Consider the following 16,763-nt stretch of genomic DNA (forward strand, 5'->3'; position numbering starts at 1 on the left):
TGAAAGCGTTGTGGTACGGATTCGCCCCGAGTCGACATCTTCTTGTGCCAATGTATCGACCGTCTATATATCACGACGTAGGGCACTACGGCCGTCACCGACCCCGTAGCTGGCCATATCATTTACCCTCCCATGGACGCCGAATCATCTCCGCGACACGGTTTGACGCGTCGGCGCGCACTCGCCGGTGGTGCGCTCGCAGCGAGTGGACTCTCCAGTGGCTGCGTCGAGACGATCGAGCGGTTCTTCGGTGGCTCCTCTCGCGAGCAAGTATCACTCGAAATCGTCACTGTTCCCGCAGACGCAGACGCCCGTCTGACCGCCATCGCGAGAACACTGGTCGACCGCCTCGAAGCGGTCGGTATCGCGACGGACTTTCTGCTGACACCGACCGACCAACTCCGTAAAAAGGTTCTGACGAACCGCGATTTCGACGTCTATATCGGCACGATGGCCGCCGACCGGGACCCCGACTATCTTCGGACCACGTTCCAGTCGTCGTACTCGAACGGAGTCGGCTGGCAGAATCCCTTCGGATTTACCGATCAGGGAAGCGACTCGCTGCTCGACGCCCAGCGCTATCAATCGGGCCAGCAGCGCCGTGAGACGATTCAGGACGCGCTAACTGCTATCACAGGTGAACAGCCGATCGTGCCGCTGCTTTCGGATACGGCGATCGCGGCGGTCAGGCGAAACCGGTTCGAGGGTTGGGATCGGGTTAGGGCCAGGGATCCGCTGTGGTTGCTCGCGCTCGATCCGGCACCGGGGCGCTCCCCAGAGGGACGATTGCGGATGACGGCCGTAGAGAAGATCCTGACCGAACGACTCAATCCTCTCCTCCCGACGTTTAGCGAGTTCGACGCGCTGACGGCGTATCTGTACGACCCGCTCGGCAGGTACTACGACGGGCAGATACGTCCGTGGCTCGCGCAGTCGTGGTCGATCGACGAGTCGGCTCGCGAGATCCGTCTAGAACTCCATCCGGATCTCACCTGGCACGACGGCGAGGCCCTCACCGCCGCGGACGTGCAATTCACCTATCGGTTCCTGAACGACACGGCGATGGGAACTGGCGAGACTCGCCATCCCGCCCCGCGGTTCCGAAGACAATCGAGTCTGGTCGACGCCGTGGACGTCCTGGACGATCAGACGGTCCGGATCTCGGTCGACGCTGCGCCTGCTGTCGCACGGACTGTACTGACAGCGCCGCTGCTTCCGGAACACGTCTGGGAGTCGCGAACCGACGTCGTCGACGAGTCGACCGGATTGACACAGGCCGTCACCTGGGACAATCCTGACCCGGTCGGGGCTGGGACACTGGCGTTCGAGAGCCGAACAGTCGAGGAGTCGCTCGTTCTGACCCGAAACAGCGACCATCCGATGAATCGAGAAGGGACTGCCCTGTTCGAGCGGTTCGGTCCGCTGGCGTTCGACTCACTCCGGTTCCGGGTAGTTCCGTCCGATCTCGCCGGGCTCTCGTTGCTCACTGACGGTGACGTCGACGCGACCGTTCCGAAGCTCGGCAACGACGTCATCTCGAACGTCCGGAACGAATCGGCTGTCGATCTGGTGACGTCTCCCTCGCGGACGGTGTACCACGTCGGATTCAACGCCCGTCGACGGCCGCTCCAGAATCCGGGCTTTCGGCGTGCGATCGCTCGACTGTTCGACAAGGGTGATATCGTCGAATCGACCTTCGACGGGCACGCTGACCCGCTGACCACACCCGTGACTGACGCAGAGTGGATTCCGTCGTCGCTGGCCTGGAACGGTAGTGATCCGGAAGTACCATTCGCTGGGAGCGGTGGCGAGTTCGACGTCGAACGGGCGAAACAGTACTTCGAGGACGCCGGGTTCCAGTACACGAACGACGGTCGATTGGTTTATTGAGATCGATCGTCTGCCAACTATATGAGTAGATTCGATCGATGGCACTGTTCGAAGTATTGACGCAAGTTGCGGCGGTCGTCGCCCTGGCGGTAGCGGTATCGCTGGGGGCGGTCGTCGGTTTCAGTCGGTTTCCCCGGACGCGCCAGCAATTTTTCACGCAGTTGCGCATCGTGGCTCCGTATCTGGTATTTCTGGGCATCGTGCTCGGATTCACGAGCGCCCTTCGGGAAGTCGGCACGGTGGTCCAGTGGGCGATCGGCTTCCATCTCAGCCCGGTCATCTTCGAGATCGAGGGTACGTTCGTCGCCTGGCTCCAGACGTTTCAGACCTCCACCGCGACGACGTACTTCTCGGCCATCTACGTCTACGGCTACGCGTACCTGCTCGTGTTCCCGATCGTCGCCTACGCGCTCGCCGACCGGACGAAGCCCCTTCGTCTCTTGATCCTGGCGTACATACTCAACTACGTCATCGGGCTGGTCTGTTACATCCTGTTTATCGCCTATGGCCCTCGGAACTATCTGATCGGCGAGGGGATCCTGTACTCGTTCTGGCCGCAAGCACAGTTTCTCACCTCCGAGGTCAACACCAACACGAACGTCTTTCCGTCGTTGCACACTTCGCTGTCGGTGACGGTCGCCACGCTCGCCGTTATGACGCGTGATCTCTACCCTCGCTGGGCCCCGATCGCGATTCCGATCGCGCTCTCGGTCTGTCTGTCGACGATGTACCTCGGAATCCACTGGGGGGTCGACGTGCTCGCCGGGGCCGGTCTCGCGGCCATCAGCGTCTACGGTGCGGTCCGGCTTGACGACCACTTCGAGCGCGGTGTCAGCGCCAGCCGGGAGTGGTGGGAAACCCTTCGGAACCGACTCCCGATCTGAGCGCCCTCACTCCCGGACGTGGATCGAGCTTCCGAGATACTTGTTGAGCACTTCGCTCACGCTGTCGGCGTTGAACTGCTCGAGGTCGCCCTCGATCTCGCCTTTCAGTGCGTCGAGATACGCCTCGTCAGTTCGTAGCTCCCGGAAGTCGATCGACTCGACGGCCACCCCCAGCGCAGCCTCGGCCTCCGCGCGCATGAACGCCTCGTCGCCGAGTTCGCCCCGCCAGAGGTTGTGCTGGAAGAAGCGCCACCCCTCCTCGCCGGGCGGGTCCGCTGCCCGCGAGAGTGTGGTCTCGAAGGTCGCGGGATCGACTGCCACCGCGGGGTCGTCGGGTTCGAGTCGGAAGCGGACGCCGAAGACGTAGCGGGCACTCCCAGAGTGGTCGGAAGCGTCGCCGTCGACGTCTCGGTTGCTCATCAGTCGTAGATGCCGTTACAGCGCTCGGCGAGATCGATGTCCTTCTCGGTGATGCCGCCGGCGTCGTGGGTCGTGAGTCGGACCTCGACCTCGCCCCAGGTGATCGTGATCTCCGGATGGTGCCAGGCGTCTTCTGCGAGGCCGCCGACTGCCGAGGCGAACCCGACGCCCGGCAGATAGGAGTCGAACTCGAAGACTCGGACGATCTCCTCGCCCTTTCGTTCCCAGCCCTCGGGTAGCTGTGCCTCGATCTCGTCGTCTGTGAGCAGATCGCTCATGTACCGAAACTCGTCTGCCAGCCGAAAATAGATTGGCCCCGCGGCAGTCGGAGGAGGCTGGGTCGGGGCGAGAGGAGTCAGATCACGTTTGAATCGTGAGCCTCGACTCACAATTGCGGTGGCCGGGAGCGCGTTTCAGCGCGCGACCCGGGGGAGGGCAGGCCTGCTGCAGAGACGGACGTACGCGCCGAAGGCGTGTTTTTCCGTCAGAGCACAGCTCTGACGGCGTCTGCGTCATTGCACTCCGCAGACCCCCGGAATCGCCCACCATGGCGATTCCGGCCTTTTTCCCCAAGTTTTTGCGATAGTGCGAGAGCGGAGCTCTCGCATACCATGCGAACGGGCGCTGCGCGCCCGTGAGCAGACGCAGGGTGCCGCAGCGCGCTTCGTGGAGCGCGCGAGGACACCCGAGGAGTAAAAAGTGGTACCTAGAAGTGCCAGGGAAATTCGTCGAACTCGGGCTCGCGCCCTTCGTTGAAAGCGTCGCGACCCTCTTTGGCCTCGTCGGTCATGTAGCCGAGGCGGGTCGCCTCACCCGCGAAGACCTGCTGGCCGACCATACCGTCGTCGGTGAGGTTGAAGCCGTACTTGAGCATGCGCATGGCGGTCGGGGACTTGCTGGTCATCGTCTCGGCCCACTCCAGGGCGACGTCTTCGAGGCGCTCGTGCGGGACGGCTTCGTTGACCATGCCCATGTCGGCTGCCTCCGCGGCGGAGTAGGTCTTCCCGAGGAAGAACACCTCGCGGGCTTTCTTCTGGCCGATCTGTTTGGCGAGGTAGGCCGATCCGAATCCCGAATCGAAGCTCGCCACGTCGGGGTCGGTCTGGAGGAATTTCGCGTGCTCGGCGCTGGCGAGGGTGAGGTCACAGACGACGTGTAGCGAGTGACCGCCGCCGACGGCCCAGCCCGGGACGACGGCGACGACGGGCTTTGGGATGTGGCGGATCTGGCGCTGGACTTCCAGGATGTGCAACCGACCCACGTTCTCGGGGGCGTCGGGGTTGTCGGGGCCCTCGTCTCGCTTGCCTCTCGGGTCGCTACGCTCCCCGCTCGGCTTTTCGGAGTCGCCAGGCGACTCGCTATATTCATAGCCAGACTCCCCACGAATCGACTGGTCGCCACCCGCACAGAAGGCCCAGCCGCCGTCTTTCGGCGAGGGGCCGTTCCCCGTCAGCAGGACACACCCCACGTCGGTCTGGCGCTTGGCGTGATCGAGTGCGGTCGAGAGTTCGTCGACGGTCTCGGGGCGGAAGGCGTTGCGGACGGCAGGGCGGTCGAAGGCGATGCGGACCGCGCCGACCTCGCGGGCGCGGTGGTAGGTGATGTCGGTGAAGTCGAACCGCTCGATGGGGTCCCAGCGGTCGGAATCGAAGAGCTCAGAGACCATAGGGCGGTTGAGGGACGGCAGGTCAAAAAGTCCCCCGTCACGCCGAGGGCACTGGCTTTATTTGGGCAGGGTAGCTACTGTGAGTACAACCCCCGCACCCTAGCATGGCAGAGACGTTCTACGACGTCCTCGGTGTGTCTCCCGACGCCGACGCCGAGGCGATCACCGAGGCCTATCGCGACCGGATCAAGGAGACACATCCAGATGTCAGCGACGCCGATGACGCTGAGGAGCGGACGAAGAAAGTAATCGAGGCCAAGGACGTGCTGACCGACGAAGACGAGCGAGCGCGCTACGATCAGCTCGGTCACCAGAGCTACGTTCGACAGACGACGATGGACGCCGACTGGGGGGACGACGATTCTACCGCGGCTGCGACCGACACGTCGTCTGCGTCGAGCGAGGCGGCCGAGACCGACTGGACCAAATCGAGCGGGGAAGGGACGACCTGGGCCGGCAGAGGCGACTGGCGCGACGAGGAGGCAGCCGAGAAACGGCGCCAGCGCGAACGCCGACGTCGAGCCAGAGAAGCAGCGGGGGCGTCCGGCGTCCGCAACGAAGGCGGGACGTCCAGCGGTGGAACCGCGGCCGGCGGGGCGACGGTCGATGGGGGGGCGACGAACAACGTCGGTGGCCCGGTGGGCTGGGCGACCAGCGGCAGTCACGCCGTCAGGAACGAACAGGATCGAAGCGGCGTCCACAGCAGCCGACTGTTCCCGCCAGGCCAGTCGCTCGTGTTGCTCATCTCCGCGTTCGTCTGCTATCCTGCACTGGTGTTCTCCAGCCTGTTCCCTTCGTTTCCGCTCATCGTCAATCTCATCGTCGGTGCCTGTACCCTGATTTTGATCGCTTACTTGACGTCGATGCCGGAGGTCGGTGTCTACGTCTTCGGCGGCTGGACGGCTCTGGGAACAGTCGGACTCGTCGCAAGCGGCGTGAGTCCACTGTCACCCGTCGGATTGATCGTCCTGCTGTCGACGTGGTTCCCGTTCGGGCTCACGGTACTCACTTACGAAGTGTTGCGGTGGTGAACCGCCTCGGGGTCAAGTGGTTCGAGAATCTCCGATTCTCGTCATCTGCTCACGGCGCTTGCGCCGTTCGCAGGTTCGTGGGACTTCGTCCCACGCCCATCACGGAAATCTTCGATTTCCGTACGACCCCGAGGCACTCGGCCTGCTCCGCCTGTAGACCTCCCCCTGACGGTGGCGCTATTCGACAGCACCGCAGACCTGATCGTGGAGACGCTCACGGACCCGATGGCTCTGCTCGGCGTCGAACCTGACTTCCAGAATCTGGGTTCCAGCACTGCCGAGTGACTCTCGATAGGCCGTCTCGAAGCCTTCCAGATCGTCGAGGACGGCGTATTCGAGTCCGTAGAGATCACCGACAGGCTCGAAGTCGATCCCGTGGGGCGTCTTGAAGTGCTCGGTGAAGGGGGGATCGAACTCCTCGATCGGGAGCATGTGGAAGATCCCGCCGCCGTCGTTGTTCAGGAGCACGATCGTCGCGTCGACACCACAGCGCTGGACCGCCAGCAGCCCGTTCATGTCGTGGTAGAACGCCAGATCTCCGAGAACGAGCACGAGCGGATCGTCCGTCGCGCTCCCTGCGCCGAGCGCTGTACTGGTGATCCCGTCGATCCCGCTTGCCCCGCGGTTGCCGAGCACCGTCAAGTCGGCTCCTCGCGGCTCTCCGAAGCGGTCGAGATCCCTGACGGGCATGCTGTTGGAGACCATAATCGTCGCAGGATCGGGCGCGCCACGCGCGACCGTCGAGAGGACTGCCCCCTCGAAGTGCTCGGTGTCGACGGCGTCTGTGACGTGGTTCCAGTGTTCCTGTTCAGCGGTGCGAAAACGGGCGAGCCAGCCGTCTGCTCGGGGGCTGTCGAGCCGCGTCGCCAGTCGCTCGGCCAGCCACGTCGGATCGGCGGTGATCAGGTCCGTCGCGGTGAATTCGGCCTCGCGCCACCCGCCTGCGGGATCGACGACGAACTGCTGGGCGGCGTGATCGCGGAGGTATTGTCGCATGACTTTCGACGTGGGTGAGGCTCCGAAACGCAGGACAACTTCGGGGTCGGGCCAGTCTCCGGCGGCGTCGAGATACGAGTCGTAGCCGCCACAAATCTGGGCGTGGCTGTGGGGCTCATGGCCGAATCGGTGGCCCGAGAGTGGGTCGGCCAGCACCGGCCAGCCAGTCGCCTCCGCCAGCGCGGCCAGCGACTCTCTGGCGGGCGTCGGCGCGTTAGCGGGACCAGCGACGAGCAAGCCACGGTCGATCCCGGAGAGGTCGGCAGCGAGCCTGTCGAGCGTGGTCGAATCGAGCGTCGGCCGGCCCTGCGAGAGCCGGACGAACGGGCCGTCTCGTCCCGTCGAGCCGAGCGGCGCGTCCGCATCGAGGGTCTCGGGGATGTCGTCCTCGACCTCTGTCGGTTCCAGGGGCTTGGCGAACGGAACGTTCAGGTGGACCGGTCCTGGTGGCGTCCCAGCCGCGCGCTCGACTGCGCGGCAGGCGCTGACACGTAACGACCGCAACGCGCGCGATTCGGGTTTCGGCTCTGGCAGGGTCCGGTACCACCTGACCGCGTCGCCGTAGAGCTTCTCCTGGTCGATCGTCTGATTTGCGCCGCTGTCCTGCAATTCGGAAGGGCGGTCGGCCGTCAGCACGATCAGTGGGACTCGCGACTGGTTGGCCTCGATCACAGCGGGATGGAAGTTCGCGGCTGCCGTCCCGGAGGTACAGACCAGCGCCGTCGGTTCGCCCAGCCGTCGGGATCGCCCGAGCGCGAAGAAGGCCGCCGAGCGCTCGTCCAGATGTGAGAAGACTTCGACGTCATCACGTGCGGCGAAGGCGGTGGTCAGCGGCGTCGAGCGACTGCCGGGCGCGAGACAGACTCCGGTGACGCCTGCGGCGAGCAGTTCCTCGGCCAGCGTCTCGCCCCAGAGCGTCGCACGATTCGGTGCCGTCATCGGTAGCCACTCACCGTCATTCGAGTTCGTCGAGCATCGGGCGATACTTCAGTTGCACCTCGTCCCACTCGCGGTCGGGGTCGCTGTCGTGGACGATCCCGGCACCGGCAAAGAGCGAGGCCGTCCGCTCGCGGGCCAGCGCCGAGCGGATCGCGACGGCGAAGGTGCCGTTGCCCGCGGCGTCCATCCAGCCGACTGGTGCCGCGTACCAGCCGCGGTCGAACGCCTCGGTGGACTTGATCGTCTCCAGGGCGGCGTCCGGCGGGAGGCCACCCACCGCCGGCGTCGGGTGGAGTGCCTCGACCAGATCGAGGACGTGCCTGTCGGATTCGAGCGTCGCGCGAATCGGCGTCTGGAGGTGTTGAACCGTGGCGAGCCGACGAAGGATTCGATCGCCGGTCTGGACACTGGACGCGACTGGATCTAGCTGATCGCGGATCGCCTCGACCACGAGATCGTGTTCGTGATTGTCCTTGTCGCTGTCGAGCAGTTCCTCGCCCAGCCACTCGTCTTCGGCTGGCGTCTCGCCGCGGCCCGTCGATCCGGCCAGTGCTTCGGTCTGGACCGTGCGTCCGGACAGCGAGACGAGTTTCTCGGGGGTCGCCCCGAACAGCGTCCCGGCCGCCTCGGACTCGGTCGTGACGGCGAACCGGACGCAGTCGGGATACCGGGTGTCCAGTCGCGAGAGCGCGTCCGGAATCGACAGCGGACGTTCGAGACCGACCGACAGCGACTGTGCGAGCACGACTTTTCGGAGTGTTCCCGAGCGAATGTCGGCGACGGCGTCTTCGACCTGTTCGCGCCAGTCCTCCCGCGAGGGTGTCCGGTGTTGATCGACGATCCCCGGTCGGCCAGTCGGTTCGTGGGTCGGAAGGTCAGAGAGGCGCTCGCGCCAGCGTTCGAGCCGGTCGGTCGCCTGCCGGTCGGCGTCGGGCCCGGTCGCCGTCACTGTCAGCCAGCACCGGTCGCCGCTGGTCGTGACCTGCACGGTCGGGAGGACGAACCAGGCGTCGGGAAAGCCGTCCCAGGTGCTCGGCCCGCGGTCGGCCGCCCCGTCGTGGAAGGCGAAGCCACCGAACAGGCGCGGGCGTGCTGGCTGTGGTGTGGCCGGCGTCCGAAGGCGGTCGAACAGCGCCGTCGCCGTCTCGCGCACGGTCGCGAAGCGATCGGGTCCGTTGGCGGTAATCGACGCGGTCGCGCCCGTCGTCACGACGGCCTCCTCGCCGTCGCGCCAGACGACGCTCGGCCGCGATACCTCGGCGAGCAGGGCTGCGTGATCCACGTCGTCGAGTTCGTGACTGCGCGCCACGACGGTGAGATCCGACGCCGTCCCGACGGCCTCGTCCCCGCGCAGTGTTTCCATCTCCTCCTGCTTAGGCCTCCGGCGTTTTAACTGCTGGCAAATCCGGGCTACTCCCAGAACGACTTCGTCCTCGCGTACTCGCGCTCGCGAGCCAGAATATCCCGGTAGAAGTCGTCCTCATCCTCACGGAGTTTGTTGATGATCCGGGCTGCGTTGTGCGGGCCAACACCGCGAGCCGCGAGCGCGATGATCGCTCGCTTGCCGTGGCTCTGGACGAGACTGGCCGCCCGGTAGGCGCGCTCGGTCTGTTTCTCCTGCTCGTCGTCTTTCTCGTCGGCTTTGACTGCCTGGACGACCTCGTCGGCCCAGGGATTGAGTGCGGCGATCCGTGTCGAGCCACACTGTGGACACTCGGGCTGGTCGCTGACGCTCTTGACTGTGCGGCGGGATTTCCAGTCCTGGCAGTGCAGACAGAAGAGGATCACGCGGTCGTTCTGGATTCGCTCGCGCACGGTCTGGACGACGCTCGCGTCGGCGTTCTCGGGCGCGAGCAGTTCCTGCCCGCCCGAGCGACCGCCGCGGCCGATGGGCGTCCGCTCGCCGATCGTCTCGACGTCGATCTCGCCCGACTGGATCTGCTCGAGGGTCTCGCTGGCGGCCTCGACCGCGAGTTCCTCGTGCAGCACGGCCCGCAGGGCTTCGTCGTAGATCGGCGTGTCTTCCAGCGCGGCGAGCAGACGATCACGGCCGAATCGACCGCTGCCCTTCCCGCGCCAGCGCTTGAGCGCCCCGAACTTCGTGGCGACCTGGGCCAGCCTGAACTTCAGGACGTCGGCGTTCTTCAGACTCAGTTCGATGATCGCTTCTAAATGCTGGGGATCAGTGTCTTCGAGGACGTCGACGACGTCACGGGCCGCGATCCCGCCCGGTACTTCGAGTTCGATCCGGTAGGGATCGATCTCCATCCCCACCGAGGAGCCGGTCTGCTGGCCGAGCATGGCCGAGACCAGTCTGCCGAGGGTCTCGTTGACGGTGTGGCCGAAGTGGGCGTTGATGACGACTTCCCGGCCTCTGAACTCGACGAGAATGCGGTCGTCGGTCGGCAGCGGCGCTTCGTGGCGGTCGATCGGGTCGAGCGCCGCCGTGATCGTGTGTTCGTCGGCCGGGTAGCGCCGACGGAGGTCCCGGGCCACGGCCTCGGGCGTCGCGCCACCCCGGAGCTGCGTCCCCGCGACGTCCCGTATCTCGCCCACTTCCTGGGCGACCGCGAAGGGGACAGGGATCTCCTGGCCGACCCAGGAGGGGACTTCGCCGCCGGGGTCGGCGACGGGCGTGACCTGCACCAGTTCCTCTTCCTCGTCGATCTCGGTGATCCGCCACATCTCCCCGCGCTGGATGAAGATTTCGCCGGGCTGGGCGAAGTTGACGACGAACCGTTCGTCGAGCGTCCCGATCTGGTTCCCGGAGGCCATGTCCTCGACGCTGTAGGTGGCCTCGTCGGGGATCATCGAGAGGTTCTGGTAGAAGTACTGCCAGGTCCCGCGTCGCTTCTCCAGGGTGTCACGCTCCTCGTCCAGCCAGAGCACGTCGTTGCCGGCCAGTTCCCTCACTACTTGCTTGAAGTCGTGTTCGCTGACCTCGGCGAAGGGGTAGGCCCGGGTGAGGATGTCGTATGCTTCCATCGCCCGAATCTCGCCGAAGTCCATGACGAGACCGGCGATCTGGTTGGCGACGGTGTCGAGGCTGCCGTGGTGGATCGCGGCGTCTTCGACCTCGCCCGCGGTCGCGCGGCGGGCGATCGCCAGCGCTTCGAGCGTGTCGTCGGGCCGCGTCGTGATCACCGTCCCGGAGGAGACCAGATCACGGCGGTGGCCCGCTCGCCCGACGCGCTGGAGGAGTCGCCGCACCTCGCGGGGGCTGTTGTACTGGACGACGTGCTCTACGCGACCGACGTCGATCCCCAGTTCCATCGAGGACGTGCAGAGGAGCGCGTCGAGTTCGCCCGCTTTGAACTGGTCTTCGACCTCGATACGGGCCTCCTTCGAGAGCGAGCCGTGGTGGACGCCGATGTCGGTTCCCAGCTTTTTGAATCGCGAGCCGAGTGCCTCGGCTGTTTGGCGAGTATTGACGAACACCAGCGTCGAGTCGTGGTCGTCGATGATCTCGTCGATCGCCCGGACGTGACTGGCCACTGCGTCGTCGGTCATCAGCTTCCCCGAGAGACGACCGTCTTCCGCCGTGATCTCGGGCTCGCGGACCTCGATATCCAGTCGACTCCCGACGTCGACCTCGGCGATGTGACAGCCCCGGTTTCCGGTGAGGAACTTCCCGACTTCTTTCGGATCGCCTACCGTAGCCGAGAGGCCGATCCGCTGGAACGGCCCGGCGAGTTCGCGGACGCGTTCCAGCCCGACCGTGAGTTGTGCCCCGCGCTTGGCCGCGGCGAGTTCGTGGACCTCGTCGACGACGACGTGGTCGACATCTTCGAGCGCTCGCCGCAACTTCGAGCCGGTCAACATCGCCTGCAGCGTCTCGGGCGTCGTCACGAGCACGTCCGGCGGGTCGTCGGCCTGCTTGCTGCGCTGGTAGTCCGTGGTGTCGCCGTGGCGGACGTCGACGTCGAGATCGAGTGTCTGGCCCCACCACTCAAGGCGCTCGCGCATGTCGCGATTCAAGGCTCGTAGCGGGGTGACGTACAGCGCGCCGATCCCGAACCGATCCTCTCCCTCCAAGGAATCGAGCACAGGCAGCATCGCCGTCTCGGTCTTCCCTGTCCCCGTGGGGGCGACGACGAGTGCGTTCTGGCCCTGCGATATGGGTGGAATCGCGCGGCGCTGTGGCTCGGTGGGCGTCTGAAAGCCGCGTTCGGACAGCGCGTCTCGGAGAGCCTCACCGAGTTCGGTGAAGGCCGCCGCGCCGTCGGCCGCTGGCTCTGCCATCGGGACGAATTGGGGCTTGAGCCGATTAAGCGGCGCGGTCGCGGCCGATCGAGCGTGTCACCGGAGACGGCACACGCTGCCGGAGACCCACACCGGTAAGTAACGACGAGGTCCTACGTTCATCCAGTGAAATCGAGCATCGTCGAGACGCTTGGCTCGCCCCTCGTCGAGATTGACGGCCCCGAGGGCGTGACAGTCGCAGCGAAGATCGAGTCGTTCAATCCCGGCGGCTCCGCGAAGGACCGCCCGGCGAAGTACATGATCGAAGCCGCCGAGGAAGCTGGCGAGCTCGAACCGGGCGACCGCATCGTCGAGCCGACGAGCGGTAACACCGGGATCGGCCTGTCGATGGTCGCCGCCGCGAAAGGCTACGACATCACCATCGTCATGGGCGAGGACAAGTCCGTCGAGCGCCGCCAGATCATGAAGGCCTACGGCGCGGATCTGCACCTGATCGACGGTGACATGACCAGGGCCCGCGAGGTGGCCGACCGTCTCGAAGAAGAGGAGGGCATGGTCCAGATGCGCCAGTTCGAGAACCCCGCGAATCCCCGCGCGCACTACGAGACGACCGGGCCCGAGATCCTCGACCAGATCGGCGACCGGACCATCGACGCCTTCGTCGCCGGGATCGGCACTGGCGGGACGATCAGCGGGACCGGCCGCCGCCTGAAAGAGGCGTTCCCCGAGATGACCGTCGTCGGCGTCGAACCCGCCGACAACGCCGTTCTCTCGACCGGCGAAGCCGGCGACGACGACTTCCAGGGGATGGGTCCCGGGTTCGTCTCGGAAAATCTCGACGTCGACCTGATCGACGAGATCGAAACCGTCCACGTCGAGGAGGCCGAAGACGAGTGCCGGCGACTCGCACGCGAAGAGGGAATCTTCGTCGGGCAGTCCTCGGGCGCGATGGGGGTCGTCGCGCGCGACGTTGCAGCGGAGATTGCTGATCTGGATGCGGAAGAAGAGCCGCTGGTCGTGACGGTCTTCTGGGATTCTGGCGAGCGCTACATGTCGACCGGGATGTTCGAAGCGTAGGGGGCGTCGAGTCGCGATCAGTCGCCGAGCAGCCGATAATAGCAGACGTCTGCGACCGTCGGAAACACCAACGTGGCAGCGATTCCGACCGCGGCGGCACAGGCGACAGCGATACCCGGGCCGCCGAGGAGTGCTTCGACCGCCAGCCCCCCGTAGATCGCGACCAGCAGCGTCGCGTTGTAGTAGAGTGCTCGGAGCGCTAGCAGCGAGTAGCGAGTCGACACCCACCCGAGCGTCTCCGAGCCGAGGGGCGTGATCCAGCCGCCCCGGAGGAGTGTCGCGACGCCGACCATCGCAAACCACGCTGCCAGCGTCGGAGCGGTCAGTGGCTGGTCCACGAACGGGTGGGTCACCCAGACGTACACGAGCACGGGGAGGCTGAACACCGAAATGTCGGCGTAGACGCTCACGAGGTCGTCGAGCGTCCGGCCGAACCAGCTCTTTTCGACGACCGCGAGCGAGCCGATCCCGTACCACGTCCGACGCTTGTGCGAGTTCGCCGCTCGCGTGTTCCGCGTCTGCGAGCGAGGGATGACGTCTTCGGGGTCTCGATCAGCCGTCTCCCATGGCACGGGCTCCATCGTACCCGTAGTGGTGGCTCCCAGGCTCAAAACGTATTGGGTCGATTCGTGGCCGTCGACACTCGAGAGAGGCGACTTACTCGAATTCGGCTTTCGTCACGCGAACTCTCACCGTCTCTTCGACGTCGCGCAGATCGTACTCCGGCAGTTCGGGGCCCGTGCGCGTGACGAACATAGGCTCGACAAGCTTCGGTGGCCGATCCTGCTCGATCTCCTCGTCGGCTCGCTCGTCCCCATCGTCGCCACCGCTCGTCCCTTGCTGGGCGACGCCGTAGATCTTCAGGAACCGCTCGGTCTCTTCGGCGGTGAGTTCGTTGTCCCGCACAGCGGTCGCGACGTCACGAGAGAGCCACTCGTCCTCGGAGACGCTCGGTTCGAGCACGAGCACGTCGTCGACGAACCGGACCAGATACCAGTTGAGGTCGTTCAGCAGCGAGACGGCCGCGCCGAGACTGACGGTCTCGAGTGCGACGGCGTTGTCGTAGGGCTCCCTGAGGTCGTAGGTCGCCAGCGCGTTCCGGGAGGTTTCGCGGGAGAGCAGTTCGTACTGGAGGTTCACGTCCTCGTCGCCGAGCAGGCAGACCCGCGTCATCGAGTGGACCCACGCAACCCCGCGGGAAAGCGATTTCGCTCGATTCCGTGCGTCACTCCTGCAACGACCGCACGGCAGCCGATCGCGCGCGGTCGAGCAGCCCGTCGGGTTCGGCCGACTCGACCTGCTCGATGGAGGCGTTTGTCTCGGGATAGGAGGGGGCGACTCGGTTGCAGCCGGCCTGGATCGACGAATCTTCGTAGGTTCCCAGCTCCCGGCCCTGGTTCATGATGTCGGTCTTGTCCCGCGTCAGGAGGGGCCGGTGGACCGGCAGGTCGACAGCGGCGTCGGTCACGGCGATGTTGGCGGTCGTCTGACTCGACTTCTGCCCGACGGCCTCGCCGGTGACAATCCCGACGGCGTCGTGGTCCTCGGCGACTCGTTCGGCGGCAGCGAGCATGGCCCGCCGAAGTGAGAGCATCCGCGTCGCCTCGACCTCGCGCATCAAATCCGCGACGATGTCACCGAAGTCGAGGACGCGCAGGTGCATGTCGTACTGGGGCGCGAGTCGGGCGAGGCGGTCGGCAGCCACGTCGGCGCGGGCGCGGTGGTCGACGCCGCCGTACTCGCCGAGGTCGACGTAGACGGGAATCACGGGCGAGCCGCGGCGCATGGCTTCCCAGGCGGCGACGGGCGAGTCGTGGCCGCCCGAGAGGAGGGCGACGAGTGGCTGCTGGCTGCCGAGCGGCAGCCCGGCCGGCCCCGAACGCTTCTCGACGAAAATAAAAGCCTTCTCGGGGCGAGCCTCGACGAACACAGTACAGTCGGGATCGTCCAGGTCAGCGACAGGGTCGTGTCCGAGACGATCGATCGTCTCGCCGACGCGCTGGCCACCGTCCTGTTCGAGGTCGCGGCTGTCGAAGTCGTGGATCTCGTCACCGCCGGCCCGGTGAGCGTCGACGGCGAAGGTTCCACCGTCGTAGCAGGCTTCGGTCGTCCGTTCCATCGCGTCGAAGATGGGTTCGAGTGCCGGCTCGATCTTGACCGCGGGGCTTGCCGAGACGACGCCGAAGGCGTCGGTCGCGGCTTCCGTCGCAACTTCGATGTGCTCCGGGTCGGTCTCGACGTAGAGGCGGTTGCGCTCGGTCCGAACCCGCCCCGGGATGTCACGGTCCTCAAGGAGACACTCGATGTGGCCCTGGAGCTGGCGCTCCATCTTGATACGGACCTGATCGCTCTTGACGCCGAGTTCACCGTGTCGGACGACGATGGTCTCGGCTCCCGGCGGGTGCATGGCCCAGGGTTGACGACTGGCGTGTAAAGCCGTGTCGTTAGAAGGTCGAGAGCTTACCCTCGATGACGTTCTTCGTGACGTCGGTGATGTTCGCCAGTTCCTCGTCGATGGCGGCCTCGACTTCACGTTCGACGTCGCCCACGGAGACGCCCTCCTCGGTCACGAGCTGTGCGTCGGCGACGTGGGGGTTGTCGATCGGCTGACCGATCTGGCTGAGTAGCCGGACCTGCACCTCGCGGATACCCTCGACCTGTTCGGCGACGGAGTGGGCGATCTCCGTCGAGAGGAGGTTGTAGATCTTCCCGATGTGGTTGACGGGGTTCTTCCCGGAGGTGGCTTCCATGCTCATCGGACGGTTCGGCGTGATGAGACCGTTCGCGCGATTGCCTCGGCCCACGGAGCCGTCGTCGCCCTGCTCGGCAGAGGTCCCTGTGGTCGTGAGGTAGATCGCACCGTCCTCGTAGTCGTCGGCCGTGTTGACGTGGACCGTCACGTCGCGGTCGGTGTACTCGCCTGCGAGTTCGGTGACGTGCTCACGAACGCCCTCGATCACGTCGCGGTAGTCGGCCATGTCCTGGACGTAGTGGTCGATGATCGCGACAGCGACGGTCACGTCGATGTGGTCGCCCTCGCGCTTGCCCATGACCTTGACGTCCTGGCCGACTGCGGGGTTCTCATCGCCGTACTGACCGTTCAGCGAGCGCTCGGTGTTGAGCACGATCTGCTCGGTCTCGGTCAGCGGTGCGTGACCCACGCCGTAGGAGGTGTCGTTGGCCATGGGGACCGTCCCCTCCTCGCCGAAGACTTCCTGGAGGTCACCGCTGCCTTCGCCGAGTTTGACGTCGACGATGACGTCCTTGCCGACGTCCAGATCGGGGAACGTCTCGTCGAGGTAGTCTCGCGCTGCTTCGAGCGCGATCGATTCGGCGGGGAAGCGCTGCCCCTCGTAGGTCTTGGTCGCGCGGCCGACCACGAGGAGATAGATCGGGTCGAGAACTTCGCCGCCGCCGAAGGCGGGCGCGGCCGTCCCGGCGACGAGCTGGGTCTCGTCGGTGTTGTAGTGCAGGACCGTCCCGTAGCGGTCGAGGTACTCCTGTGCGAGTGCGCGCGAGACGCTCTCTGCGACGCCATCACAGATCGAGTCCGGGTGGCCGATCCCCTTTCGCTCGACGATCTCGACGTCCTGGTCTTCGACTGCGCTTTCTCCTGTGGCTTTGACGCGAATGTTCCGCTGACTCATTACCACCGCT

14 protein-coding genes are annotated in these 16,763 nt (G+C 65.6%); 4 read left to right on the forward strand and 10 right to left on the reverse strand.

Going from position 1 to position 16,763, the window contains the following annotated elements; genetic code table 11:
- Nucleotides 1-162 precede the first annotated feature (162 nt).
- Together DV733_RS13760 and DV733_RS13765 are read left to right on the forward strand one after the other, a co-directional pair.
- A complete protein-coding gene (locus DV733_RS13760) occupies nt 163-1,890 on the forward strand; it encodes an ABC transporter substrate-binding protein (RefSeq protein WP_161569359.1) in 1,728 nt (575 codons plus the stop codon).
- 38 nt (nt 1,891-1,928) lie between these two features.
- Nucleotides 1,929-2,774: a phosphatase PAP2 family protein gene (locus tag DV733_RS13765; RefSeq protein WP_049992569.1), complete on the forward strand. Its 846-nt coding sequence runs from the start codon at nt 1,929-1,931 to the stop codon at nt 2,772-2,774.
- A 6-nt stretch (nt 2,775-2,780) separates the two neighbouring features.
- On the opposite strand, the gene lwrS is transcribed toward DV733_RS13765, so the two are convergent.
- The 3 genes from lwrS to DV733_RS13780 form a co-directional block, all read right to left on the reverse strand.
- Nucleotides 2,781-3,194: an LWR-salt protein gene (gene lwrS, locus DV733_RS13770; protein ID WP_049992570.1), complete on the reverse strand. Its 414-nt coding sequence runs from the start codon at nt 3,192-3,194 to the stop codon at nt 2,781-2,783.
- Nucleotides 3,194-3,472, reverse strand: a complete 279-nt coding sequence (locus DV733_RS13775; RefSeq protein WP_049992571.1) for a 4a-hydroxytetrahydrobiopterin dehydratase — start codon at nt 3,470-3,472, stop codon at nt 3,194-3,196. Before DV733_RS13775 ends, lwrS begins: the two co-directional genes overlap by 1 nt.
- A gap of 428 nt (nt 3,473-3,900) precedes the next feature.
- A complete protein-coding gene (locus DV733_RS13780) occupies nt 3,901-4,860 on the reverse strand; it encodes a 1,4-dihydroxy-2-naphthoyl-CoA synthase (protein WP_049992572.1) in 960 nt (319 codons plus the stop codon).
- Nucleotides 4,861-4,964: 104 nt separating this feature from the next.
- Here DV733_RS13780 and DV733_RS17895 point away from each other — a divergent pair, with 104 nt between their 5' ends.
- Nucleotides 4,965-5,891 (forward strand): J domain-containing protein, encoded by a 927-nt coding sequence (locus tag DV733_RS17895; RefSeq protein ID WP_049992573.1) that lies wholly within the window; start codon nt 4,965-4,967, stop codon nt 5,889-5,891.
- 177 nt (nt 5,892-6,068) lie between these two features.
- On the opposite strand, the gene menD is transcribed toward DV733_RS17895, so the two are convergent.
- The 3 genes from menD to DV733_RS13800 are packed head-to-tail and all read right to left on the reverse strand — an operon-like array spanning nt 6,069 to nt 12,068.
- Nucleotides 6,069-7,826 carry a 2-succinyl-5-enolpyruvyl-6-hydroxy-3-cyclohexene-1-carboxylic-acid synthase gene (menD, locus tag DV733_RS13790; RefSeq protein WP_049992574.1) on the reverse strand — a complete coding sequence of 586 codons (1,758 nt, stop codon included), beginning with the start codon at nt 7,824-7,826 and terminating at the stop codon, nt 6,069-6,071.
- 16 nt (nt 7,827-7,842) lie between these two features.
- On the reverse strand, nt 7,843-9,189 hold the full coding sequence (locus DV733_RS13795; protein ID WP_049992575.1) for an isochorismate synthase: 1,347 nt from the start codon (nt 9,187-9,189) through the stop codon (nt 7,843-7,845).
- Between the two features lie 47 nt (nt 9,190-9,236).
- Nucleotides 9,237-12,068 carry a DEAD/DEAH box helicase gene (locus DV733_RS13800; RefSeq protein ID WP_049992576.1) on the reverse strand — a complete coding sequence of 944 codons (2,832 nt, stop codon included), beginning with the start codon at nt 12,066-12,068 and terminating at the stop codon, nt 9,237-9,239.
- Between the two features lie 126 nt (nt 12,069-12,194).
- Here DV733_RS13800 and DV733_RS13805 point away from each other — a divergent pair, with 126 nt between their 5' ends.
- Nucleotides 12,195-13,106 carry a PLP-dependent cysteine synthase family protein gene (locus DV733_RS13805; protein WP_049992577.1) on the forward strand — a complete coding sequence of 304 codons (912 nt, stop codon included), beginning with the start codon at nt 12,195-12,197 and terminating at the stop codon, nt 13,104-13,106.
- 17 nt (nt 13,107-13,123) lie between these two features.
- Here DV733_RS13805 and DV733_RS13810 read toward each other — a convergent pair whose 3' ends face one another.
- The 4 genes from DV733_RS13810 to DV733_RS13825 form a co-directional block, all read right to left on the reverse strand.
- Nucleotides 13,124-13,687, reverse strand: a complete 564-nt coding sequence (locus DV733_RS13810; protein WP_049992578.1) for a hypothetical protein — start codon at nt 13,685-13,687, stop codon at nt 13,124-13,126.
- Nucleotides 13,688-13,763: 76 nt separating this feature from the next.
- Complete coding sequence (locus tag DV733_RS13815) at nt 13,764-14,279, reverse strand: DUF5804 family protein (RefSeq protein ID WP_049992579.1); 516 nt, start codon at nt 14,277-14,279, stop codon at nt 13,764-13,766.
- Nucleotides 14,280-14,331: 52 nt separating this feature from the next.
- Nucleotides 14,332-15,513 (reverse strand): tRNA sulfurtransferase, encoded by a 1,182-nt coding sequence (locus tag DV733_RS13820; RefSeq protein WP_049992580.1) that lies wholly within the window; start codon nt 15,511-15,513, stop codon nt 14,332-14,334.
- Nucleotides 15,514-15,550: 37 nt separating this feature from the next.
- On the reverse strand, nt 15,551-16,753 hold the full coding sequence (locus tag DV733_RS13825; protein ID WP_049992581.1) for a methionine adenosyltransferase: 1,203 nt from the start codon (nt 16,751-16,753) through the stop codon (nt 15,551-15,553).
- Between the last annotated feature and the right edge of the window lie 10 nt (nt 16,754-16,763).

It is taken from the genome of Halapricum salinum (assembly GCF_004799665.1).
GTDB classification, from domain to species: Archaea; Halobacteriota; Halobacteria; order Halobacteriales; family Haloarculaceae; genus Halapricum; species Halapricum salinum.

Excerpts from the sequence above, each read along its gene's own strand:
- DV733_RS13765 (WP_049992569.1), top strand. The coding sequence starts at position 1,929 with ATGGCACTGTTCGAAGTATTGACGCAAGTTGCGGCGGTCGTCGCCCTG.
- lwrS (WP_049992570.1), bottom strand. The coding sequence starts at position 3,194 with ATGAGCAACCGAGACGTCGACGGCGACGCTTCCGACCACTCTGGGAGT.
- DV733_RS13775 (WP_049992571.1), bottom strand. The coding sequence starts at position 3,472 with ATGAGCGATCTGCTCACAGACGACGAGATCGAGGCACAGCTACCCGAG.
- DV733_RS13780 (WP_049992572.1), bottom strand. The coding sequence starts at position 4,860 with ATGGTCTCTGAGCTCTTCGATTCCGACCGCTGGGACCCCATCGAGCGG.
- DV733_RS17895 (WP_049992573.1), top strand. The coding sequence starts at position 4,965 with ATGGCAGAGACGTTCTACGACGTCCTCGGTGTGTCTCCCGACGCCGAC.
- menD (WP_049992574.1), bottom strand. The coding sequence starts at position 7,826 with ATGACGGCACCGAATCGTGCGACGCTCTGGGGCGAGACGCTGGCCGAG.
- DV733_RS13795 (WP_049992575.1), bottom strand. The coding sequence starts at position 9,189 with ATGGAAACACTGCGCGGGGACGAGGCCGTCGGGACGGCGTCGGATCTC.
- DV733_RS13800 (WP_049992576.1), bottom strand. The coding sequence starts at position 12,068 with ATGGCAGAGCCAGCGGCCGACGGCGCGGCGGCCTTCACCGAACTCGGT.
- DV733_RS13810 (WP_049992578.1), bottom strand. The coding sequence starts at position 13,687 with ATGGAGCCCGTGCCATGGGAGACGGCTGATCGAGACCCCGAAGACGTC.
- DV733_RS13815 (WP_049992579.1), bottom strand. The coding sequence starts at position 14,279 with ATGACGCGGGTCTGCCTGCTCGGCGACGAGGACGTGAACCTCCAGTAC.
- DV733_RS13820 (WP_049992580.1), bottom strand. The coding sequence starts at position 15,513 with ATGCACCCGCCGGGAGCCGAGACCATCGTCGTCCGACACGGTGAACTC.
- DV733_RS13825 (WP_049992581.1), bottom strand. The coding sequence starts at position 16,753 with ATGAGTCAGCGGAACATTCGCGTCAAAGCCACAGGAGAAAGCGCAGTC.